Source organism: Povalibacter sp., from assembly GCF_036735925.1.
In the GTDB taxonomy this organism is placed as follows: Bacteria; Pseudomonadota; Gammaproteobacteria; order Steroidobacterales; family Steroidobacteraceae; genus Steroidobacter.
On record NZ_DAINNK010000012.1, the window covers coordinates 53,166 to 76,079 of the forward strand.

Consider the following 22,914-nt stretch of genomic DNA (forward strand, 5'->3'; position numbering starts at 1 on the left):
CCCTACGGATAGATTTCCATCTCACGCAACGAATACGTCCAGCTGCCCTGACGCGCGGTACACAGGATACGCACATGACGCGCCAATCCGGTCAGTCCGACCAGATCATCCGTGCCGCCGTTGCCGGTCGTGGTGGCGTAGATATCCGACCAGGTACTGCCGTTGTCGGAGATCTGGATCCTGTAGCTCGACGCGTAGCCGGCATCCCAGGTCAGCCGTATCCGCGACAACGTGTAGCGCTGCCCGAGATCCACGCGCACCCACTGCGTCGGCGTGCTGTCCTTGCTGCTCCAGCGCGTCGCGGTCTTGCCGTCGTTGATGTTCGTGACGGCCAGTGTCGAGTTATAGGTCGAACTGGCCGTAATGGTTTTTTTCAACGCAATGTTCTTCTTCGCTGCCGCCGCGGCCATGATCGGGCCAAACTCCTTCCAGGCCTGCGCCTCCTTCGGTCGCGCGCCGCCGAGAAAATTCCTGCCGTCGCTGCCGGTGGCCACCGCCCAGACATCGACGAACTCCACCTTCAATCCCTGTGACGCGGCGCCGGCAAGACGCTCCGCGAGATACAGCGGATAGTCGCCCTCATCCGCGGGGCCGCCGCCCTGCGTGACCATGCCTGCATTGCCGGTGCCGGTCTCGGAAAGACCGAAGGGCTTGTTCCTCGACATCGCGAATGCGATGGCCGAGGACATGCCCCAGCCACGCGTCGGATTCCAGTAATCGGACGCGGGATAATCCCAGCTGTGTTTGCGATTGGCCGCATTGGCATACCACTGTTCCAGCGTGACGTTCTGTTTCGTGGTCCAGTCGTACCAGGCCGTGCGATCGGCATTGCGCGTGGCATTCCAGATGCTGCTGTAGGCCGTGGGCGCGATGATGTCGACATAGGCATCGCCGGGATACGTGCTTTCTTCGCTCAGTCCGAAGTTCGCGAACGATGCAGACGGACTCCACACGGTCTGGATCGTCATGCCGTTGGCGGCCGCGTAGTTGTGTGCGAGGTTCGCAACGTGTTTCCACGCCGCGACGTACGCATCGCGACTCGCCGTGCTGCGCGCCCGCCAGCCATACCAGTCGCCGTTCTGTTCCCAGCCGATGCGCAGATAGACCTTGTGGAAGCCGTTGTCGCGATACGCATCGAGGATCGCGGGCCATACGCGATACGTGCCGCCGTCGTACTTGCCGTTCGCAATGTCCTTCATCATGCGCACGGCCGCGGCCTCGCTGTACTTGCCGCGCTGCGGATCGTCCGCCGGCAGATCGAGCTGGAACGCGGTCGGCTCGTCCGTGAGACCCACACTGAGGATGGGCGTGATGGCCGGGCGGCCCTGTGCATCGCGTCGATCCATATGGGCCGCGGTCGTGAGCAGCGCCAGATTCTTGGCCGACCAGCGTGCGCTGGTGCTCCATTGATGCGCGGTCGCCGTCGCGAGCCAGATCGGCTGGCGGAAGTCGACGAACAGGGTCGTCGAGTTGGGCAGCTGCTTCACTTTCGCAACGAACGAGTCGTACACCGGCACCGCCTCCGGCGTCGGATTGCCGAAGTAGAAACCCATGCCGTCAAACTGATCCTGCGCACCCGCTCCGCCGGCGCCGGTCAGGACGACCAGGCCGAGCAACCATGCCGACACTCTCATGCAGAAGCTCCGTTACGACGCGGCTGGAAATGCGGGCCGCGACGACGAAGCTAGCAACGATCGCCGGCTGCGATGATCGGATCGACCTTCGATGTGACGTGGGGGTAGAACTTCATCTCGCCGGGTCGCAAGCATTCACCGCGACGCAGGCATCGCCCTGATTCTTTGCGAAGCGCGCGCTGATTTCGTTGCGCGTGTGAGGGCATCGGGCCGCGTCGCGGCGTCTCAGCGGTTTTGCGTCATCAACCCGCCGACAGGGACGACCCGACTCAATCGACCGGCACCGCATCGCCCGCTTCATCCAGTGCTTCGTCGAGCCGGCCCCAGTAACGCAACAGCGCAAGGGCACGCACGCGATCGCTGACCGCATGGGTTGCCTCGTCGGTACCCGCCAACTGTTCCAGGGCCTGGAAGTAACGATCGTGCGGAATGCCGGCGCGCGACAGCAGCAGGCCGGGCAGCGACCAGGCGGTGATGTTGCGCGACGACGATTCGTGCGCGCGATTGTCGAACAGCACCCACGGCACGGGCTGTTCGCGCGCTGCGCGTCCGTCCTGGAAAGCGAGCGAGTCGTACACGGCATTGAGCGGCGGCAGATGATCGCTGTAGAACAGCAGCAGCGTGCGTCGCTGCCGCGACTCGACGAAAGCAACCAGCCGGCCGACCTGCTCGTCCGTTGCGCGCAGCAGCGAGACGTAGGTGCCGTACATCTGCTGCGCCTCGGCGCTCAGCGATGCTTCCGCGGTCGCTTCGGCATCCGCCTGCAATTCGCCATGCGGTGCATAGGGGCCGTGATTCTGGATGCTGATCGCCATGATGAGCTGCGGCGCACCGTCATCCGACAGTTCGGCCATGATCCGGTCGGTGAGCGCCGCATCGCTGACGTACCAGCCATAGCGCGGCGCGTCCGGAAATTCACTGCTGTCGAGGAAACGATCGAAGCCCAGCGAACGGAAGGCCTGGTTGCGATTCCAGAAGGCGCCGCCATTCGGATGGATCGCGAGCGTGCGATAGCCATGCTGGCCGAGCACGCGGACGATGCCGGGAAACTCGCGGCGCGTGAGCTGCAGGTACGGATAGCGCACCTGCGGAAAGGCGGCGAGCGGCAGGCCCGTCAGCACTTCGAACTCGGTGCGTATCGTGCCGCCGCCGAACGTCGGCACGTACAGATCGCCGGACCAGCCGCGCGTCGTGACGTCGTGCAGATGCGTGAGCACCGGGCCGGACGCGGTCTGCAAACGCGCGGGATCGAGCAGGGACTCGCTCTGCACGATGATGATGTCGGGCAGTTCGTCGCTCGCGAGCGGCGGCGACGACGCCTCCGGCGGCGTGAGACCCGCGTCGCGTACCAGGCGCACGGCTTCGGAGAGATCCGGTTCTGCCGGCATCTGACCGCGCAGCTCCCAGTAGAACAGCAGCATGTTGGTGATGATCCCGGTGCGCGCGGCACTGTCGGTCGGCGCCCACGGCTCGAACTGCAACTTTCCCGGATCGTAGATCCGGGTCCACGGCATGCGCCCCTGGATCAGGGTCACCGCGAGCACGACGGCAACCACGCCCGCCAGCGCGCGCCGCGAACCGCGCAGCGATGCAATGACCGGTTCGCGCGAGAGCAGCAGCGTCACTGCGCAAACCAGTGCTGCCACGGCCAGCTGCATGCGCGCACCGGCCAGATAGTTGGCAAAGAACGAATAGCTCACGCCCAGTGCGCGCAGGAAATGAAAATCGTCCGGCAGCAGCGGCGTCGCCAGCTCGCGCACTTTCAGATGATTGACCGTGTAGAGCAGCGCGAGCCCGAGCAGCGTGAGCCAGGTCGACAGCACGACCCGGCGGGTGATCACGACGAGAATTGCCGTGAGCATCAGCACGGGAATGACGTTCAGCAGCGCCAGCCGCCAGGGTTCCGCGCTGTCGAACGTCGCCGGCCAGGGCAGCGCGGGATCGAGCCAGCTGATGAGCAGGGTATAGGCGACGCCGACGACCAGGACGATCATGCCGAGCCGCATCGGCGACGCGGCCGTATTCGCAGGACAGTCTTCGTAAGGTATCGCGCCGCGTTTCTTCAACCTGTCGAACGGGATCACTGTGCGCCCAACATCTGATGCCAAACCCCGGCCAAGGCTAGCATGGACCCATTCCGCTGCCGCCCATGCAACGCGTACGCCGGGGCCGCGGTTCAGTGTCTGCGCGAATTCGCCGCGTCCATGAGGTGGCATGTGGGCCGCGAGCGCCGACGGGATAGCAACCGCTGCAAGGAGGCCGGCTGAAGCCGGCCCCACAGCAGGAAGACGGCGCTTGCCGCTCCCCTCTTCTCGCAGTAGAACTTGCGGCGTCGTTTTCCCGGAGCCGGCCATGTCGCGTCATGTTTGTACGAGTCTTGTATACGCATCCCTGTGCTCGGCCGCGCTCGTCGGCTGCAATCGCCACGACACGGGCGTGTCCGGTACACAACCGGCGGCGACCCGGTACGCGGCGATCGAGCGCATCGCTTTCAATCGTCGCGCGGCCGAACTTTTCCTGCCGCTGTTCTGGCGCGAGGACGCGAATGCCAATGGCGCGCTCGATCCGAATGAACTCGCGGTGCTGACCGGCTTTCCGCGCGACGAATGGTCGACCTGGGTCGACGACTCCGGGCGGTTCACCGAAGAATTCAGCGCGGCCTACGAACGGATGCAGCAGGCCGATCCGGTGCCTGCCGATGCCAGCGAACAGCACCGGCTCAAACTGATCGGCGAGGAATTGGCACAGGGCCAGCCGACATTGGTCGCGAATGATTTCTCGCAGGCGTCGGACGGCGAGAAGAATTTCCTGAATCACATGCTGACGGTGGGCACGCTGGTGGAGCGCCTCTATGCACGCCAGAACGGTGTGTTCGGCATGGCGGGGCAGATTCCCGAAAACGATCCGGCCAGTCGCGCCGTGTTCCATCGCAACCAGTCGCCGTTCTGCGAAGCGCCGAAGACCGAAAGCGATCCGGCCTGCAGCGCCATCGCACCGAAGCCGCCACGCGTCGTCGGGCTGTATCCGGCGGAACTCCAGAGCGATTCCGGCTTTTGCGCCGCGCTCGAAAAGCAGCCGAATGCGAAGCAGCTCATGGATCACTTCAGCATCGTGGTCGCAGGCGACAAGCCCGGCAGCTATCGCGCGGTGCCGTACAACGAAGCCTATCGCCAGGAGATGGAAGCCATCGCGACCGAACTGGAAGCGGCGATCACTGGACTCGGCGACGACGAAGCGGCGCTGAAAACCTACCTGACCGCGGCGGCCGCCTCCTTCCGCAGCAACGACTGGGAACCGGCGAACGCCGCGTGGGTGGCGATGGGCGCACAGAACAGCAAGTGGTTCGTGCGCATCGCGCCCGATGAGGTCTACTACGATCCATGCGCGTGGAAGGCCGGCTTCGCGTTGCAGCTCGCGCGCATCAACCCGGAATCCGTCGAATGGCAGCGCAAACTCGATCCGATGAAGGGCGAGATGGAAGGCGCGCTCGCAGCCATGGCCGGCAAGCCATACAAGGCGCGCGACGTGCAGTTCAAGATTCCGGATTTCATCGATGTCGTGATCAATGCGGGCGATCAGCGCGCACCCTCGGGCGCGACCGTCGGCCAGTCGCTGCCGAACTGGGGCCCGACGGCCGAGAAAGGCGGCCGCACGGTGGCGATGACCAATCTCTATACCGATGCCGACAGCCAGGCGACGCAGGCGAAGCTGATGGCATCCGTGTTCTGCAGGAACACCAATGCCGTCGCCAGCACTTCCTCGCGCGAGCAGATCATCGGCTCGCTGCTGCACGAGGCCGCGCACAACCTCGGGCCGTCGCACGAGTACAAGGTGAACGGCAAGGAGGACGATGCGCTGTTCGGCGGCACGATGGCCTCGACGCTCGAAGAGCTCAAGGCGCAGACCTCCTCGCTGTATCTGACCGACTGGCTCGCCGCCAAGGGCGTCTTCACGCCGGAAGAAGTGCGCAGCATCCAGGTGCGCAACATCGCCTGGGCGTTCGGCCATATCTCGCGCGGCATGTACACGGCCGACGGCACGCCGCGCAATTACAGCCAGCTCGCGGCGATGCAGGTGGGCGCGTTCATGAAGACCGGCGCACTCACGTGGAAGCCGACGGAACCGGCGGCGAACGGCACCGACCAGGGCTGCATGGAAATCAGTTTCGATGCGCTGCCGGCAGCGATCGAATCATTCGAAACCACCGTGCTGAAGATCAAGGCCAGCGGCGACAAGGCCAGCGCGGAAAAACTGAAAGCGGACTTCGTCGATGCGAAGGACGAGTTCGCCGGCCTCAAGGGCGTGATCGCCGAACGCTGGCTGCGTTCGCCGAAGGCGAGCTTCGTGTACAGCGTGCGCCGCTGACGCCCGGGATGAGCGCGACGACACACGCCGTCTGCGAAGCCATTCGCTGCCGGGTCTGAATCATCGCGATCAGAGAAGGGTAAGCACTTCCTTGAAGAACAGCTCGATACCCAGCAGCGTGTAGCCGAGATTGACTTTCTTCTGCACCAGCACGCGCAACACATGCTGTGCCGATTGCGCGCTGGTGACGAACAGCGTCCCCAGCAGCAATGCCAGCGCGGCGCCGAGCAGCATCAGCACCGCGGCGAACAGCGGCAACAGCACGCCGGCGAGCATGACCTGATCGACCCAGCTCACCGACGTTTCGGTCAGCAGGCCATAGACCAGCAGGCCCACACCCGGCAGACCGGCCATCAGCAGGACACGACCGCTCCATCGCTGCAGTTCGGCCCAGAACCGCGTGTCGACGGGTTTGGGCGCCAGATCGAACAGCGATCTGGCGAAGAACGCGAATGGCCAGGCGGCGACGCTCAGCAGCAGCACGATCGCAATCAGCCAGCGCGCGAAGCCCAGCGGTTCGAAAGACAGAACCCCCGCGATGGCGGCGACGGCCAGCACCAGTCCCATGCCGAGGCCGCCCTGGATGAGAAAGCCCAGCACATTGGTGAAGAGCGTCCCGGCGGGATTCGGCACCATCGCGACGATCCAGCGCGCGGCTGCAATACCGAACGCCAGGCAGACCGCCGCACAGACGAAGCATTCGCCGGCGGCATCGGACCAGCCCATCACGGTCTTCGGACGCAGGATTTCCACGCCGCTGTACGTGGCGACCGCCAGCAGGATGGCGACGACCAGCGATGTACCGACCCGGGAACCGATCTGTCCGCCGACCGCTGCGGCAATGCGCGCTGCAATCTCGTCGCCGCGGGCGCCCGCCACGATGTCGAGCAGCGATTGCTGCAACTTCGCCATGGCGCGGGCCACGCTGGCCGAGAACCATTCGACGGTACCGATCAGCGCGAGACCCAGATGCAGCGCGAGCCAGGCCCTATCCGACATGCGACGCTCCGCGGCGGATCGTCACGATCTACTGCTGGATCGCGAAGCCGAGTTCTTTCAGAACGGCCAGCGTCGCGGGCAACCGATCCGCCGACACTTTCAGGCCGGCCAGGCGCTCGCCCGTGCGCTGCGTGCGTTCATCGACCGTGGCCACATTGAAGAGGACGGGACCGTCCTTGAACAACGCGGCGAACACCGCGCCGGCCGGATCGTGACCGACGGCGGGATTGACGCGTTCATGGATCCCGAGCAGGAGGGCTTCGATCGCCGCATCGGTCTGGCCATCGCGCTCCACCAGGCGGAGGGTGTACCGGGAGTCGCCGCCCGCGGGCGCTTCGACCTTCATCGTGATCGGCATGGGAACCTCCTTATTTTTCTCCTAGCCTACTCCCGCGACCGGCGAAGCACTATCACGGCGGCAGGATGCCGATCGAGTCCTTGCCGGGATCCGGCGTCTCCGCGCGCCAGCGCACCGAACCGAGCGGCCGTTCGAGGCGTCGGCGCACGCGCGATCCCGCACCGCCGAGATGGAATGCGTCCGCGGCCGTCTGCAGTTCGATGTCCCCCTGCGTGAAGCGGGTGCGCAGCCGCAGGTAGTCGCCCCAGGTCGGGCAGTGATAACGCTCCGTCCAGAGCGCCGGGTCGGCGATGTCGCGCGACAGGGACCAGTCGAAGGCGCCGTTGCGCAGTCGCGTGGTCTGGACCTTCATCATGATCTCGTAGAACTGGCGCGCGACCTCGGGATCGACCCGGTAGTCGACTTCGATGACGATCGGACCGCTGCGCACGGTCAGCGCGAGCGCGACTTCGGGTTCGCCGGCGAGATCGATCGTTTCGACATCGTCGACATTGACGCGCGGCATCGGCAGCCACAGGCCGGCGAGCGGCGTCAGCAGCAGTGCGATGCCGGACGCGATCAGCGCAATGCTGAGTCCCCAATCGGCGGTCGCCTGTCCCCAGCCCCACGCGCCCAGCGCGATGCCGCCCGTGAGCGCCGACTGAAACCATGCGACGGCGCGCGCCGTCACCCAGCGCGGCGCCGACAGCTGCACGGCCACGTTCAGCAGGGCGATGTTGAGCATGAACGCTGCACCGGCAATCACCATCAGCAACGCAGTGATCAGGACGTGATGACTCAGGCCGATCAGCAGTACGACGATGCCGCCCACGACGGCGCACAGGCGCGCGGCGTGTTCGGCCTTCATCCGCTCGCGGGCCTGACCGACCAGCAGCGCGCCGGCCACCGCGCCGACGCCATTGGCGCCCAGCAGCAGGCCGTAGGTGCTCGCATTGCCCGCCAGCAGATGCTTGGCGACCAGCGGCGTGAGCGCCGACAGCGAAGCGCTCGCCAGACCGAAAAGCAGCGCGCGGATGATGACGATGCGGATGGGCGGCGAATGAAAGACGAACCGCGCGCCCGAAATGATGCCGCGATCGATCCGCTCCGGCGGCAGGCGCGCCGGCACGTGTTCGCGCCGCCAGAAATAGAACGCCGCGATCAGCGGCAGATAGAACAGCGCATTGACGCCGAATGCCGCCGTCGCACCGAACGCCAGCACGATGATGCCGCCGATCGCCGGACCGAAGCTGCGGGCGATGTTGTAGCTGACCGATCCCAGCGCCACGGCAGCCGGCAGCTGCGCCGGCTTCACCTGTTCGCGGATCGATGCTTGCCACGCAGGGCCGTAGAGCGCCACGCCCGCGCCGATCAGCGACGTGGAACACAGCAACACCCAGGGCGTGGTGAGCCCCAGCCAGGCGAGGGTGGTGAGCGCGGAGGCGCACAGCGTGGCGAGGACGAGTCCGGCCAGCGCGATCCGGCGCTTGTCGAACATGTCGGCGAAGGCGCCGGCCGGCACCGACACGAGCATCAACGGCAGCATCAGCGCCGTCTGCACCAGCGCCACCATGCCGGGCGAGGTCGTGAGACGCGTCATCTCCCAGGCCGCGCCGACGCCCTGGATGAGTTGACCGAAGTTGGACAGCAGACTGGCCGACCAGATGGCGCGGAATGTGCGTTCGCGCAGCGGCTCGAAGGCGCCCCCGCTGCGGGGCGACGGCGCGCTGTCTGCTTCTGCCATTCCTGGTTTCCTCGATCGTGCGATTGCGTCGCGGAAGAGTAAGTCGGAAATGTCAGCGACGGGGGCGCAGATACAGTTCGCGACGCGGATAGTCGATCGCGAAGGTTTCGAGCGTGCCGATGACGTCCATGCCGATCAGCATCGCCGGGTCGCGGGTGAGTTTCCAGTGCGCAAAGATCGGCATCTCGCCGAACGTGATGTACAGGTTGCGCACCTGCACGTCGCCGATCACGACCGGCGGCACGCGGATGCGCTGTCCATACGACACATCGAGCGTGACGCCGATGACGCTCGCGTCCTGCGACTCGCGCTTGCGCAGCAGCAGCGCATCGCGCAGACGGTCATTGCCGATGGTCTGCTGCGCGCCCGTATCGATGATCGCCCGGGTGCGCACGCCGCCCACCATCAGGTCGAGTTCCGCGAGACGCCCGCGCCCGAGTTCGAACTTCGACACCGATACGCCGACCGGCCGCGGCTTGCCGCGCGCATAGACGATCTCGACCACGTCGCGCCGGAAGTCGATGAAGATGCGCTTGTCCGTCAGGCCCTGCGTGCCGAGCACGCCCTGGGCGCCGCCGAACACGTCCGGCACGATGACGAGCTTGGCGCGATTGATGAGCAGGTCGCCCACTTCCATGCTGTCGGCCATGACGTGCGGAACGATCGCGTTGCCGGTGACGCCCTGCAGCCAGCTGCGTTCATTCGAGTTGATGGGCAGCCCGAGCGCTTCGACGACGGGATTCAGGATGGCCGAATTCGTGGCGCCGGTGTCGAGCACCAGACGGAACGGGCCCTTGCCGTTGATCTTCACCGGCACCCAGACGCGGCCGATGCGATCGCGCAGGGTTGGCGCCGCATACAGCGGCTCCGGCGCTTCGACGAGCACCTCTTCGATGCCCGACGTGACCACTTCCTCCGGCGTGGGTGCAATACCGTCCGTCGCTGCCGCAGGCAGGGCGAATCCGGGCAACCACACCATCGCGCCAAGGCATGCACGCCGCATTGCGGGCTCCTTACCCAATGGCGGCAGCGTGCGCCGCGGAAGGGGCTCATTGCAACTTCCGCGAGCCGCGCCGGTTCATCCCGGACGCGGGCCGATGCGCGGTGATGCCGTCGCGCGGGTTGCGCTCTTCGAGTCTGGGGGTCTTCTGTAGGTCAGGCTTCAGCCTGACTTCTAAAAAAAGGCCGGCTGAAGCCGGCCCCACAAGTGAGAAGCCCCACGCCAAGCGGCCCCCGCTGCGCGGCGAAGGGGATCAGACCAGCGCCCGCAACTCCGCACAGCGCCGATCCAGCTCGCGCGCGAGTTCTTCGACCGTGTCGGGCTTGAGAATGATGCGTCCGATGCCGAGCTGCGCGGCGCGCTGCTGATCCTCGTCGCGCGTGTAACCCGAAGTCATGAGCACGGGCACATCCGAATGGATGCTGCGCAGGGCGACGACCAGATCGAAGCCGTTCATGCCCGGCATCGCGAGATCGGTCACCACGACATCGACGTCGTGGCCGCGGCCGTCGCGAAACATCTGCACCGCTGCGCGCGGATCGATCATGCAGGTGACGCGATAGCCCACACGCTCCAGCGTGCGTCGCATCAGGTAGCTGATCGATTCGTCGTCGTCGACGTACAGGATGTGTTCGCCGCGCGGCGCGATCGGCGCCGCGGGATCGACGTCCGCGGCAGCGGCCATCTGCGTCGCACGCGGCAACCACACGCGGAACGTCGAGCCGCGACCGGGCGCGCTGTCGACGACCAGCGCACCGCCGCCGGCGGTGACGATGCCATGAACGACCGCGAGCCCGAGCCCGGTGCCCTTGCCGGTCGGCTTGGTCGTGAAGAAGGGTTCGAAGATGCGCGAGCGCGTTTCTGCGCTCATGCCGGCGCCGGTATCGCGGATCGACACGCACACATAGGCGCCGGCGGGATTCAGTTCGGCGGGCAGATCGCTCGATGGCGGATCCACCGAGATGCGCACGGTGCCCGGCTTGTCGCCGAGGGCATGGACTGCATTCGTGATGAGGTTGGTGAGCACCTGGCCGAGTTCCGCCTGACCGAGCGAGCAGGCGACCGTCTCGTCGTCGAAATGCATTTCGATGCTCGCTGTCGGCGGAATGCCCGGCGACAGCAGCTTCACTGCATCGAGAATCGCCGGCTGCAGCGGCGTGACCGCGGGCGCGAGCGGCTCGCGCGTGGCAAACGCCAGAATGCGCCGGACCAGGTCGCTCGCGCGTGCCGCGGCCTTCGCGATCTCCTGCAGCGAGGCATAGGCCGGATGCGGCGGATCGACGTCGCCCAGCGCCAGCTGCGCATTGCCGCCGATCGCCAGCTCCAGGTTGTTGAAATCGTGGGCAATACCGCCCGCCAGCGTGCCGCGCCCCTGCAGCTTCTTGGTCTGGCGCAGCCCCTCTTCGGTGGTCTTGAGCTTGGTCACGTCGACGAAGGCGCCGATGACGCGCACGACGTGGCCATTCGCATCCTTCTCGACGCGACCGCGGGTCTGCAGCCATTGCACCACGCCATCGGCGCGCGCCACACGAAACAGGGCGCTGTGGAAAGTACCGGTCGCCGCCGTCATTTCGGCAGCGCGGAGGGTCGCCTCGCGATCGTCGGGATGAATGTACTGGCGCAGCGTTGCCAGATCGGACGACCCCGCGTTGGCGGGATCGAGTCCCCACAACGGGCCGCCGGTCGCATCCCAGTAGAAGCGCTGGTCGCTGGCCTGCCAGATCCACGTGGCCATCTCGCCGGCATCGAGCGCCGCCAGCAGGCGGTCCTGCACTTCGCGATGCGCCGCCTCGGCGCGCCGGATGCTGGTGACATCGGCGCAGGTGCCGTACCACGCGATGATTGCGCCGCTCGCATCGCGCACCGCCTCGCCATGCGAGGCCATCGAGCGCCATTCGCCGCTGCGATGCCGGACGCGGAATTCGGTACGCAGATCTTCGCCGGTGCGGATCGACCGCTCCCTGGCAGCGAGCAGTTGCGCCACGTCGTCCGGATGCACCGCCGCCAGCCAGCCTACGCCCGCCAGCTGCGCAGTCGACAGGCCGGTGAAGGCGGACCAGGTCAGATCGGCGATATCCGAGGGCGGCTCCGGATCGCTCTCGGAGGCCCGGCCCTCGGCATCGGTGACCCAGATGATCTGCACGGCCGTTCGCAGAAGCGCCAGCAGCCGTGACTCGCGATCCGCGATCGAGGTCCACAGGCTGACGACTTCTCCCTGATTTTTCATTGCACTCGGCAGCGGCTTCGCGCTGAAATGTGGCCATAGAATGCGACCGCGAGTGCGCGCTGGCAATCGTTGTAGGCACTCGCCGCAGGAGACTCACGGAATGTTCAAACTGCTCGGCGCACTGCTGGCGCTCTACACGCTGTTCGCCGGCCTGCGCGGCGAGGTCTTCGCGAAATCGGGCGTCTGGGGACGAACCATCGCGAGAGAGACGAATCCGCGCTATTTCTGGGTCGTGATCGGCATCTACGCGGCGCTGAGCGTCGCGCTGCTGACGGTCTTCTGAGGTCAGGCTGTAGGTCAGGCTTCAGCCTGACTCCAAAAAGGCCGGCTGAAGCCGGCCCCACAGGAAGAGAAAACCTGAAATCCCTCGCGACCGGTGGACCTTCGGCTGCAGTCATGAGTTCATTCGTTGCTCCGACCTCGCAACAGGAATGACCGCCATGACCGATACGCCGAGCTACACGCCCCCGACAGTCTGGAAATGGGAAAAGGAAAACGGCGGTCAGTTCGCGAAGATCAATCGCCCCATCGCCGGACCGACGCACGACAAGGCACTGCCGGTCGGCCGGCATCCGCTGCAGCTCTACTCGCTCGCGACGCCGAACGGCGTCAAGGTCACCGTGATGCTGGAAGAACTGCTGGCGCTCGGCCACAGCGGCGCGGAGTACGACGCCTGGCCGATCCGCATCAATGAGGGAGAACAGTTCGGCAGCGGCTTCGTCGCGGTGAATCCCAATTCCAAGATTCCGGCACTGATGGATCGCAGCGGCCCGCAGCCGATCCGCGTGTTCGAGTCCGGCGCGATCCTGATGTACCTCGCAGAGAAGTTCGGCGAGTTCCTGCCGACGCAGGCCGCCGAGCGTGCCGAATGTTTTGCATGGCTGTTCTGGCAGATCGGCAGCGCGCCGTTTCTCGGCGGCGGCTTCGGCCACTTTTATATGTATGCGCCGTTCAAGATCGAATACGCCATCGATCGCTACACCATGGAAGTGAAGCGCCAGCTCGACGTGCTCGATCGTCGGCTCGCCGAATCGGAATACCTGGCGGGTGACCGCTACACGATCGCGGACATCGTCGGCTGGCCATGGTACGGGCCGCTCGTCAAAGGCGAGATCTACGGCGACTCCGGCACGTTTCTCAGCGTCCAGGAATACAGGAACGTGCGGCGCTGGGCCGACACCATCGGCGCACGACCCGCCGTGAAACGCGGCCGCATGGTCAACCGGCTCTCCGGCGATCCGGCCGGCCAGCTCCACGAACGTCACGACGCCAGCGACTTCGACACGCGCACGCAGGACAAGCTGACCCGTTGATCGCATGGATGCCTGCGGGCGCGGCAGGACATGTCCGGAACTGCACCGGGAATCCCCGTATCGGGCATTCCCGACACCACTGTTGTACATTGCTGCCCGAATGTTCATTCGAGGTAGTCATGCCCAAAGTGACGTATATCGAAGCCAGCGGGGAGCAGCACGTCGTCGACGTGGCGGTCGACGAAAGCGTGATGCGCGGCGCGCTGTACAACGATGTGCCGGGAATCATCGGCGAGTGCGGCGGCGCCTGCTCCTGCGCGACCTGCCGTTGCTACGTCGACGACGCCTGGGCTGCGAAAGCAGGCACGCCTGAATCCGACGCGGAACGGGAACTGCTCGAAGGCGCCGACGAAACCAAACCGAATGCGCGGCTCTCCTGCCAGATCACCATGACGTCCGAACTCGACGGCCTCGTCGTCCGCCTGCCTGAAAAGCAGTTCTGATCCGGTTCGAGGAACAGGAGACGCACCATGCCCATCGACGCCGCCCACCCCGTCCCGCCCGTCTTTCCCCGCTTCGCCGGCCCCGATCAGATTCCGCCGCATGTGCCGAAGGAACTCGTGCGCTCCGTCGGCCTGACCACCGGCCCCGAATTTCTCGCCAGCCCGCACGACTTCATGGCGAAGCTGCACGAGACGCAGCCGCCGATCTTCTACGACGTGAATCCGTACGGTAATGCCTGGCTGTTCCTCAAGCACGAGGATGCGCTGTTCGCGCTGCGTCACTGGGAATATTTCTCGAACGAAGGCGCGACGCCGTTTCCGCGCGATCCGAACGACTACTTCTATTTCATTCCCATCGAGATCGATCCGCCGCATCACCGCAAGTACCGCAACATCGTCGATCCGCTGTTCAGCCCGAAGGGCGTGCTGAAACTCGAATCGCTGATCCGCCAGCGCGCCAGCGACCTGATCGACGGGTTCATCGACAAGGGCGAATGCGAATTCACCACGGCCTTCGGCCGGCCGCTGCCGGTGTCGGTGTTCCTCGACATCATGGGCCTGCCGCAGGACATGCGCGACACGTTCGTCTCCTGGGCCATCGACCTGCTGCACGCACCCGATCGCGCGACCATGGGCCGGGCGATGCAGAACATCGTCGCCTACATCAAGCAGGCCATCGCGGAAAAGAAGGCGCATCCCGACGAAGGCGTCGTCAGCCGCATCGCACACGCGGCGCCGGACGGCCAGCCGCTGAGCGACAAGGAAGTGTTCGGCTTCGTGGTCTTCCTGTTCATCGGCGGACTCGACACCGTGTTCGCGACGCTCAACAACATGTGGCTGTGGCTGGCGCAGAACCCGGAGCGCTGCAAGGAAATCATCGACCGGCCCGACGACATCGACAAAGTCGTGGAAGAACTGCTGCGCCGCTGGTCGGTGACGTTCTCCGGCCGCGTGATCGCGCAGGACATCGAGATGCGCGGCGTCAAGATGAAGAAAGGCGATCGCATCACCTGCGTGCTGCCCGCCTGCAACTTCGATCCGGAGGTTTTCCCGAATCCGCTGGAAGTCGATTTCGACCGCCCGCGCAAGACGATCATGGCGTTCACGGTCGGCGTGCACAGCTGCATGGGCGCACACCTGGCGCGGCTCGAAGTGAAGATCGCGCTGCAGGAATGGCTGAAGCGCATTCCGGAATTCTCGGTGAAGCCGGGCGCACCGATCATCTATCGTCCCGGCGGCGTGGTCGGCCCCGAGTACGTGCCGCTGGTCTGGAAGAAATAGCGCGCCACCCACCCCTGTGGGGCCGGCTTCAGCCGCTTCTTGCTGTAGGTCAGGCTTCAGCCTGACTGTTTTCAGGCCGGCTGAAGCCGGCCCCACAGGCAGAGCAAATCCTTAAGTCAGCGCCATTTCCTGCTAGGGTGCGCAGCCTGATCCAGATCTTCCCCGGGATTGCATGGCCGCCGCCCACGATTCGCATCTCCTCGTCAGCGTCGTCGCCCTGCTCGGCGCCGCCGTCGTCGCCGTTCCCCTCTTCCGGCGCCTGGGACTGGGCTCGGTGCTCGGCTATCTGGCCGCCGGACTCGTCATCGGTCCCTTCGGTTTCGGCTGGTTCAGCGATCCGCAGAGCATCCTGCACGTCGCCGAACTCGGCGTCGTGATGTTCCTGTTCGTGGTCGGGCTGGAGATGCGCCCGTCGCATCTGTGGCATCTGCGCGGCCAGATCTTCGGACTCGGCACGCTGCAGATCCTCACCTGCGTCGCCGGCCTGACGGGTGTCGGCCTCGCTTTCGGTTTCACGCTGGTCGTCGCCTTCATCGGTGCCGCAGGATTCGTACTCACGTCGACGGCGATCGTCATGCAGCTGCTCGCCGAACGCGGCGACATCGCGCTGCCGCGCGGCCAGAAGATGGTGTCGATCCTGCTGTTCGAGGATCTGCTGATCGTGCCGCTGCTCGCCGTCGTGAGTCTGCTGGCGCCGCAGGTGACCGCAGAGACCACCACGCGCTGGCTCGACATCGCGATCGGCGTCAGCTCGCTCGCGGGCCTGATCGCTGCCGGCCTGTGGCTGCTGAATCCGCTGTTCGCATTGCTGGCGGCGGCACGCGCTCGCGAAGTCATGACGGCCGCGGCGCTGCTGGTGGTGCTGGGCGCGGCATTGCTGATGGAAATGGGCGGCTTGTCCATGGCCATGGGCGCCTTCATCGCCGGCGTGCTGCTGTCGGAATCCACGTTCCGGCATCAGCTCGAAGCCGATGTCGAGCCGTTCCGCGGCCTGCTGCTCGGCCTGTTCTTCCTCGCCGTCGGCATGGCGCTGGACGTGTCGGTGGTCGCGCAGAACTGGATGCTGATCGCTGCGGCAGTACCGGCGATGATGGCCGCGAAGGCGACGTGCATCTACGTGATCGCGCGCCTGACCCACAGCTCGCACCCGGAGGCGCTGGATCGCGCCGTGCTCATGGCGCAGGGCGGCGAGTTCGCGTTCGTGCTGTTCGGCGCGGCGGCCGTCAACGGCATCATCGACGCCAACATCAGCTCCAATCTGACGGCCATCGTCATTCTGTCGATGGTGCTGACGCCGCTGGTCGTCCTGGCCGTGCGGCGGTTCACCCGCATCGAAGTCGCCGGCGGCATGGAAGGCATCGAGGTCGCCAGGGGCCTGAGCGGTTCGGTGCTGCTGATCGGCTTCGGCCGTTTCGGCCAGGTCGCGAGCCAGGCGCTGCTCGCACGCGGCGTCGACGTGAGCATCATCGACACCGACATCGAAATGATCCGCACCGCGCAGGATTTCGGCTTCAAGGTGTACTACGGCGACGGCTCGCGGCTCGACGTACTGCACGCCTGCGGCGCCGACAAGGCGCGCGCGATCACCGTGTGCATCGACAACCGCGAAACGACGAGCCGCATCGCCACGCTGGTGCGCGCGGAGTTTCCGCAGGCGCGTCTGCTGGTGCGGTCCTTCGATCGCGAACATGCGCGCGAACTCGTCGGCATCGGCATCGACTACCAGATTCGCGAAACCTTCGAATCCGCGCTGCGCTTCGGCGAGGAAACGCTGCGCCAGCTCGACGTCAGCGACGAGGAAGCTGCACAGATCGCCGCACAGATCCGCAGCCGCGACGCCGAACGCTTCGCCGTGGAACTGGCCACGGGCGGTTTCGAAGCCGGCAAGGCCTTGCTCTACGGCAACGTCGCTCCCGCGCCGCTCAAACCCGTACCGTTCAGCAAACCGCAACGCGAAGGCGAGGCGCTGAACGATCTGCCGCAGACCACCGACGCGGTCGAACGCACCTGATGAAGATCTGGGTCGACGCCGATGCCTGTCCCGGCGTCATCAAGGAAATTCTTTTTCGTGCCGCCGAACGCACCCGCACGCAGATGATGCTGGTCGCGAATCAGGGCATGCGGATTCCGCCCTCACCCTTCATCCGCTTCACGCAGGTCCCCGCGGGATTCGACGTTGCCGACAAGCACATCGCGGCACAGCTGGAAACGGACGATCTCGTCGTCACCGCAGACATCCCGCTCGCTGCCGCCGCGATCGAGAAAGGCGCCCACGCGCTGAATCCGCGCGGCGAGCTCTATACGCGAGACAACATTCGCGAACGCCTGTCGATGCGCAACTTCATGGACGAGTTGCGAAGCAGTGGCGTCGCGACCGGCGGGCCGGCACCGCTGGGCCCGCGTGATCGCGAGGCGTTCGCCAACAGTCTCGATCGATTGTTGCGGAAGTACGCCCCGCCGCCGGACCCGAAAAGCTGATCAGGACACCGCGCGGCGCTTCAGCGGCGTTTCGTTGGTCTGTGCATAGGCCGAGCATCGCTCCGGCTCGACGGGCCGGACTTCGAAAGTCAGGCCGCAGGCGACGCAAGGATTCTTCCCGGCCAGCGCCGCCGCGTCGGCAAGACTCTCGGCCAGAAAAAACCAGTACCCGCCGATGACTTCCTTGGTTTCGGCGAACGGTCCGTCGATCACACCGTCCCTGGACACGAGCATCGTCGGCTCCGCGAGCCGCTGTCCCGGCTTCGCCCTGCCCGATGCGACCAGACCCGCGTGCCATTCGTAGAAATCATCGATGGCCTGCTGAATACGTTCCTGCGGCAGATCCTCGTCCCATCGTCCACGCGACAGGATGAGGTACTCGGAAAATTTCTTTGTGTCGGCCATGACTTCACCAGAAGGTTGCGCGAGTGGGCGGGCAGCATAGCAAACGAGCGGCGATGCCTCGGGCGGTGCGCGAGCGGCCGTTTGTCCTTCTGTGCTCGGATTGACCTCTTCTGTGGGGCCGGCTTTCCCGCCGGACGACCGAAGGAAGTGGTTTATCCATTTCCTTCGGTCACAGCCGGCCTTCCAAGGGCGTCAGGCTAAAGCCTGACCTACAGCGATCAATAGCCGCGACTTCGATCCACGATACCGCCGACAGATTCGCCGCGCTCCAGCTGCCGGATCTTGTCCGCGACCTGACGCGCCGACGGCCCGATGACCGTGATCGCCGAGACGTGCGGCGTGATGCGGATCTTCGGATGCATCCAGAACGGATGATCCGGCGGCAACGGCTCCTGCCGGAAGACATCGAGCGCAGCACCGAGGAGATGACCACTGTCGAGCAGGGCGAGCAGCGCCTCCTCGACCAGCAATTCGCCCCGCGCCACGTTGATGACGCAGGAATGCGGCGCGAGTTGCGCCAGTTCATCGCGACCGAAACGATCGCGCGTCTGCGGCGTCAGCGGCGCGAGGATGACGAGAATGCGCGTGGCCGCGAGGAAGGCAGCGAAATCTCCCACGCCGCCGGATTCTGCGAAGCAGCGAACACCCGGTATGGCATGCACCGAACGCGCATAACCGTTGACACGGAAACCCAGCGCCGCGAATGCAGTCGCCACCTGCTGCCCCAATACGCCGAGGCCGAAAATGCCGACCGGCCAGTCCGCGGGATCTTCTCTCGGCAATGGCTGCCAGCGCCGCGCCAGTTGGTGCGCCGCGTATTCGTCACGCTGACGCATCCAGTTGAGCGCCGCACCGACGCAATAAGTCGCCATCTGTTCGCCCATGCCCGCGTCTTCCAGCCGGATCACCGGCAGATCCGCCGGCATGTACGAACTGGCGAGCAGTTTCTCGACACCGGCGCCGGTGGAGAAGAATGCCTTCAGTCGCGGCTGTGCTTCGAAAAACGTCCGGGACGGCGCGGCCCATGCGATTGCGTAGTCCGCCTCGCGCGTCTCCGCATCGCTCCACACGATCACGTCGGTGCCCGGCAACTCCGCTGCGAGCGCATTGCGCCAGCGCTCGCACGAAGCCGGATTGTGATGGGCGACGACGATGCGCATTCGTTTCCACCTGAGTTCCGCATCCGCGACTGGGCGGCCACGCGATCCTACAGCCGTCACTTCTCGCTCCAAAGCCCGCTCGCCGCTGGTGGCACGCGTTGTTAGAGTGTCCGCTTCCAGACCGAGAGATACCTCACACATGACCGCCGCATCCTCCCCCTATCCCATCGGCACGCCCGGCATTCCCTGGGGAGACACTGAACGCGCGCTGTGGCTGTCGCGCCAGACTCGCCATCGCAGCTACCTCGACGACGTGGTACGCGCAGTCGAACGACTGGCTTCGCGCTTCGATGTCACCGAATACGGCGAGCTGAATTATCCGCCGGATCGCTATCGCCTCTTTGCAGTCCGCAATCGCAACTGGCGCAACGACAGGCCGCTGGTACTGGTGACCGGAGGCGTGCATGGCTACGAAACCAGCGGCGTGCACGGCGCGCTGCAGTTCCTCGAGCAGCGCGCGGGCGACTATGCGGACCGGATCGATCTGCTGGTCGCGCCCTGCGTGAGTCCCTGGGCCTACGAACGCATCCATCGCTGGAACGCGAACGCCATCGATCCCAATCGCTCGTTCCGCGAGAACAGTCCGGCCGAAGAGTCCGCCGCACTGATGCGGCTCATCGCGCCGCTGCGCGGGCGCTTCCTCGTTCACATCGACCTGCACGAAACCACCGACAGCGACGAAAGCGAATTCCGCCCTGCACTGGCAGCCCGCGATGGCAAGCCGTTCGAACCGGGAGAAATTCCGGACGGTTTCTATCTCGTCGACGATACCGGGAATCCGCAGCCACAGTTCCAGCAGGCTGTCATCGACGCCGTCGCCCGGGTGACGCACATCGCGCCGACCGACGCGCAGGGCCAGATCATCGGCTCGGAAGTCCTCGCTCCGGGCGTCATCCGCTATCCGATGCGCGAGCTCGGCCTGTGCGCCGGCATCACCGGCGCACGCTACACCACGACGACGGAGGTCTATCCCGACAGCCCGCGCGCGACGCCCGAACAGTGCAATGCAGCGCAGGTAGCAGCCGCATGCGCCGCGATCGATTTCGCGCTGACGCGATCATGACAGGAGCATGACAGCATCGAGGAAGAGCGAAGCAGAGCCCGCCTGCGTTGGCACCCGGCAGAACCTCTGAGTCGACTACGGTATTCCGGGATAGGTCGTCTCTATCAGTGCATGAAGAATAATCGACTTCAAAGGCGGTCCCACCGCGCCTAGCCTCAGCGTCACCCCAGCAAGCCACGGAGATGAGCCATGTCAGCGGAACCCAAATGCCCCTTCAAACACAGCGGTGGCACGACGAACCGGGACTGGTGGCCCAACCAGTTGCGACTGGATCTGCTGCACCAGCATTCCGCCAGGTCCGACCCGATGGGCGAAGACTTCGACTACGCGAAGGAATTCAACAGCCTCGATTTCGCGGCCCTGAAAAAGGATCTCGCCGCACTGATGACGGATTCGCAGGACTGGTGGCCCGCGGACTTCGGGCACTACGGCCCGCTGTTCATCCGCATGGCCTGGCATAGCGCGGGTACGTATCGCACCGGCGACGGACGCGGCGGCGGCGGTCGCGGCCAGCAGCGTTTCGCACCACTCAACAGCTGGCCGGACAACGTGAGTCTCGACAAGGCACGCCGGCTGCTCTGGCCGATCAAGCAGAAATACGGCCGCAAGATTTCCTGGGCCGACCTGCTGATCCTCACCGGCAACGTCGCGCTGGAAACGATGGGCTTCAAGACGTTCGGTTTCGGCGGCGGACGCGCCGATGTGTGGGAACCGGACAATGATGTCTACTGGGGTCGCGAAACCACGTGGCTGGGCGGCGACATCCGCTATTCGCGCGGCTCGCCGGGCGTCGAAGGCCACGGCGTCGTGTCATCGGACGACAACAGCCAGGTGCCGCACACCCGCGATCTCGAGAATCCGCTCGCGGCCGTGCAGATGGGCCTGATCTACGTGAACCCCGAAGGTCCGGACGGCAAGCCCGATCCGGTCGCTGCGGCCAAGGACATCCGCGACACCTTCGGGCGCATGGCGATGAACGATGAAGAAACCGTCGCACTGATCGCAGGCGGTCACACGTTTGGCAAGACTCACGGTGCGGCCCCGGCCGACAACGTCGGCGCCGAACCCGAAGCAGCGGATCTCGAACTGCAGGGCCTGGGCTGGGCGAACAGATTCGGCAGCGGCAAGGGCGGCGACACCATCACCAGCGGCCTGGAAGTCACCTGGACGACCACGCCGACGAAGTGGAGCAACAACTTCTTCTGGAACCTGTTCGGTTACGAATGGGAACTGACCAGGAGTCCGGCGGGTGCGCAGCAGTGGGTCGCCAAGGGCGCCGGCGCGACGATTCCGCATGCGCACGACAAGTCGAAACGACTCGTGCCGACGATGCTGACCACGGATCTGTCGCTGCGCGTCGATCCCGCGTACGAAAAGATCTCGCGCCGCTTCATGGAGAATCCGGACGAGTTCGCCGACGCCTTCGCGCGCGCCTGGTTCAAGCTCACGCATCGCGACATGGGCCCGCGCTCGCGCTATCTCGGCCCGGAAGTGCCGGCCGAAGAACTCATCTGGCAGGACCCGGTGCCCGCGGTCGATCATCCATTGATCGACGACCAGGACATCGCTGCGCTGAAGGCGAAGGTGCTGGCATCGGGCCTCACGGTGTCGCAGCTCGTGTCGACGGCCTGGGCTTCCGCATCGACCTTCCGCGGCTCCGACAAACGCGGCGGCGCGAACGGTGCGCGCATTCGCCTGGCGCCGCAGAAAGACTGGCAGGTCAATCAGCCGGCACAACTGGCGAAGGTGCTGCAGACGCTCGGCGACATCCAGTCCGGTTTCAACAAGTCGGCGACCGGCGGCAAGAAAGTATCGCTCGCCGATCTGATCGTGCTCGCCGGCAATGCGGGCATCGAGCAGGCGGCGAAGAACGCCGGCATCAATGTGACGGTGCCGTTCGCGCCGGGACGCACGGATGCCTCGCAGGAACAGACGGATGTCGAATCGTTTGCGGCGCTCGAACCGATCGCCGACGGCTTCCGCAATGACGAGAAGGCAAAGTACGCCGTACCTGCCGAAGCGCTGCTCATCGATCGCGCGCAACTGCTCACGCTGACCGCACCCGAGATGACAGTGCTGATCGGCGGGCTGCGCGTGCTGGGCGCTGGACAGTCGAAGCACGGCATCTTCACGAAGACGCCCGGGTCGCTGACGAATGACTTCTTCGTCAACCTGCTCGACATGAATACGGAATGGAAAGCCGCGTCGGACGCGAAGGACGTGTTCGAAGGTCGCGACCGCAGGACCGGCGAGACGAAGTGGACCGGCACGCGCGTGGACCTGGTCTTCGGCTCCAACTCGCAGCTGCGCGCACTGGCGGAGGTCTACGGCAGTTCGGACGCCCACCGCAAGTTCGTCGATGACTTCGTGGCGGCGTGGACCCGGGTGATGAACCTGGACCGGTTCGATCTGAAGTAGTTCGGGCCAGGGTGGGCCTCTTACTGTGGGGCCGGCTTTAGCCGGCC

At 65.5% G+C, this 22,914-nt stretch carries 18 protein-coding genes; 9 read left to right on the top strand and 9 right to left on the bottom strand.

The window, feature by feature from the left end:
- Positions 1 to 2: 2 nt before the first annotated feature.
- Together V7D81_RS06090 and V7D81_RS06095 are read right to left on the bottom strand one after the other, a co-directional pair.
- Positions 3 to 1,634, bottom strand: a complete 1,632-nt coding sequence (locus tag V7D81_RS06090; protein WP_324315245.1) for a discoidin domain-containing protein — start codon at positions 1,632 to 1,634, stop codon at positions 3 to 5.
- Between the two features lie 269 nt (positions 1,635 to 1,903).
- Positions 1,904 to 3,718 (bottom strand): LTA synthase family protein, encoded by a 1,815-nt coding sequence (locus tag V7D81_RS06095; protein WP_324315246.1) that lies wholly within the window; start codon positions 3,716 to 3,718, stop codon positions 1,904 to 1,906.
- 268 nt (positions 3,719 to 3,986) lie between these two features.
- Between V7D81_RS06095 and V7D81_RS06100 the strand changes: the two genes are divergently transcribed.
- A complete protein-coding gene (locus V7D81_RS06100) occupies positions 3,987 to 5,999 on the top strand; it encodes a hypothetical protein (protein ID WP_324315247.1) in 2,013 nt (670 codons plus the stop codon).
- Between the two features lie 69 nt (positions 6,000 to 6,068).
- On the opposite strand, the gene V7D81_RS06105 is transcribed toward V7D81_RS06100, so the two are convergent.
- From V7D81_RS06105 to V7D81_RS06125, 5 genes are all read right to left on the bottom strand, one after another.
- The gene (locus V7D81_RS06105; protein WP_324315248.1) at positions 6,069 to 6,998 is read right to left on the bottom strand and encodes a hypothetical protein; all 930 of its coding nucleotides are present in this window, start codon (positions 6,996 to 6,998) and stop codon (positions 6,069 to 6,071) included.
- A gap of 28 nt (positions 6,999 to 7,026) precedes the next feature.
- A complete protein-coding gene (locus V7D81_RS06110; protein WP_324315249.1) occupies positions 7,027 to 7,356 on the bottom strand; it encodes a hypothetical protein in 330 nt (109 codons plus the stop codon).
- Positions 7,357 to 7,408: 52 nt separating this feature from the next.
- Complete coding sequence (locus V7D81_RS06115) at positions 7,409 to 9,079, bottom strand: MFS transporter (protein ID WP_324315250.1); 1,671 nt, start codon at positions 9,077 to 9,079, stop codon at positions 7,409 to 7,411.
- Between the two features lie 52 nt (positions 9,080 to 9,131).
- Positions 9,132 to 10,082, bottom strand: coding sequence for an aspartyl protease family protein (locus V7D81_RS06120; RefSeq protein WP_324315251.1), 951 nt, complete (start codon positions 10,080 to 10,082; stop codon positions 9,132 to 9,134).
- A 250-nt stretch (positions 10,083 to 10,332) separates the two neighbouring features.
- Positions 10,333 to 12,306, bottom strand: coding sequence for a hybrid sensor histidine kinase/response regulator (locus V7D81_RS06125; RefSeq protein WP_324315252.1), 1,974 nt, complete (start codon positions 12,304 to 12,306; stop codon positions 10,333 to 10,335).
- A 100-nt stretch (positions 12,307 to 12,406) separates the two neighbouring features.
- Between V7D81_RS06125 and V7D81_RS06130 the strand changes: the two genes are divergently transcribed.
- The 6 genes from V7D81_RS06130 (at position 12,407) to V7D81_RS06155 (ending at position 17,821) form a co-directional block, all read left to right on the top strand.
- Positions 12,407 to 12,589, top strand: a complete 183-nt coding sequence (locus V7D81_RS06130) for a hypothetical protein (RefSeq protein WP_324315253.1) — start codon at positions 12,407 to 12,409, stop codon at positions 12,587 to 12,589.
- A 157-nt stretch (positions 12,590 to 12,746) separates the two neighbouring features.
- Positions 12,747 to 13,619, top strand: a complete 873-nt coding sequence (gene yghU / locus V7D81_RS06135) for a glutathione-dependent disulfide-bond oxidoreductase (RefSeq protein WP_324315254.1) — start codon at positions 12,747 to 12,749, stop codon at positions 13,617 to 13,619.
- Between the two features lie 119 nt (positions 13,620 to 13,738).
- Entirely contained in the window at positions 13,739 to 14,062 is a 324-nt protein-coding gene (locus tag V7D81_RS06140) for a 2Fe-2S iron-sulfur cluster-binding protein (protein ID WP_324315255.1), read from the top strand.
- Positions 14,063 to 14,089: 27 nt separating this feature from the next.
- The gene (locus tag V7D81_RS06145; protein WP_324315256.1) at positions 14,090 to 15,343 is read left to right on the top strand and encodes a cytochrome P450; all 1,254 of its coding nucleotides are present in this window, start codon (positions 14,090 to 14,092) and stop codon (positions 15,341 to 15,343) included.
- 172 nt (positions 15,344 to 15,515) lie between these two features.
- Positions 15,516 to 17,354, top strand: a complete 1,839-nt coding sequence (locus V7D81_RS06150) for a monovalent cation:proton antiporter-2 (CPA2) family protein (protein ID WP_324315257.1) — start codon at positions 15,516 to 15,518, stop codon at positions 17,352 to 17,354.
- On the top strand, positions 17,354 to 17,821 hold the full coding sequence (locus tag V7D81_RS06155; protein ID WP_324315258.1) for a YaiI/YqxD family protein: 468 nt from the start codon (positions 17,354 to 17,356) through the stop codon (positions 17,819 to 17,821). Before V7D81_RS06150 ends, V7D81_RS06155 begins: the two co-directional genes overlap by 1 nt.
- On the opposite strand, the gene V7D81_RS06160 is transcribed toward V7D81_RS06155, so the two are convergent.
- Together V7D81_RS06160 and V7D81_RS06165 are read right to left on the bottom strand one after the other, a co-directional pair.
- Positions 17,822 to 18,226, bottom strand: coding sequence for a YciI family protein (locus V7D81_RS06160; RefSeq protein ID WP_324315259.1), 405 nt, complete (start codon positions 18,224 to 18,226; stop codon positions 17,822 to 17,824). It lies immediately after the preceding gene.
- Between the two features lie 218 nt (positions 18,227 to 18,444).
- Positions 18,445 to 19,386, bottom strand: coding sequence for a 2-hydroxyacid dehydrogenase (locus V7D81_RS06165; RefSeq protein WP_324315260.1), 942 nt, complete (start codon positions 19,384 to 19,386; stop codon positions 18,445 to 18,447).
- 139 nt (positions 19,387 to 19,525) lie between these two features.
- Between V7D81_RS06165 and V7D81_RS06170 the strand changes: the two genes are divergently transcribed.
- Positions 19,526 to 20,449, top strand: coding sequence for a M14 family metallopeptidase (locus V7D81_RS06170; RefSeq protein WP_324315261.1), 924 nt, complete (start codon positions 19,526 to 19,528; stop codon positions 20,447 to 20,449).
- A 189-nt stretch (positions 20,450 to 20,638) separates the two neighbouring features.
- Positions 20,639 to 22,867 (top strand): catalase/peroxidase HPI, encoded by a 2,229-nt coding sequence (gene katG / locus V7D81_RS06175; protein ID WP_324315262.1) that lies wholly within the window; start codon positions 20,639 to 20,641, stop codon positions 22,865 to 22,867.
- Positions 22,868 to 22,914: the final 47 nt, after the last annotated feature.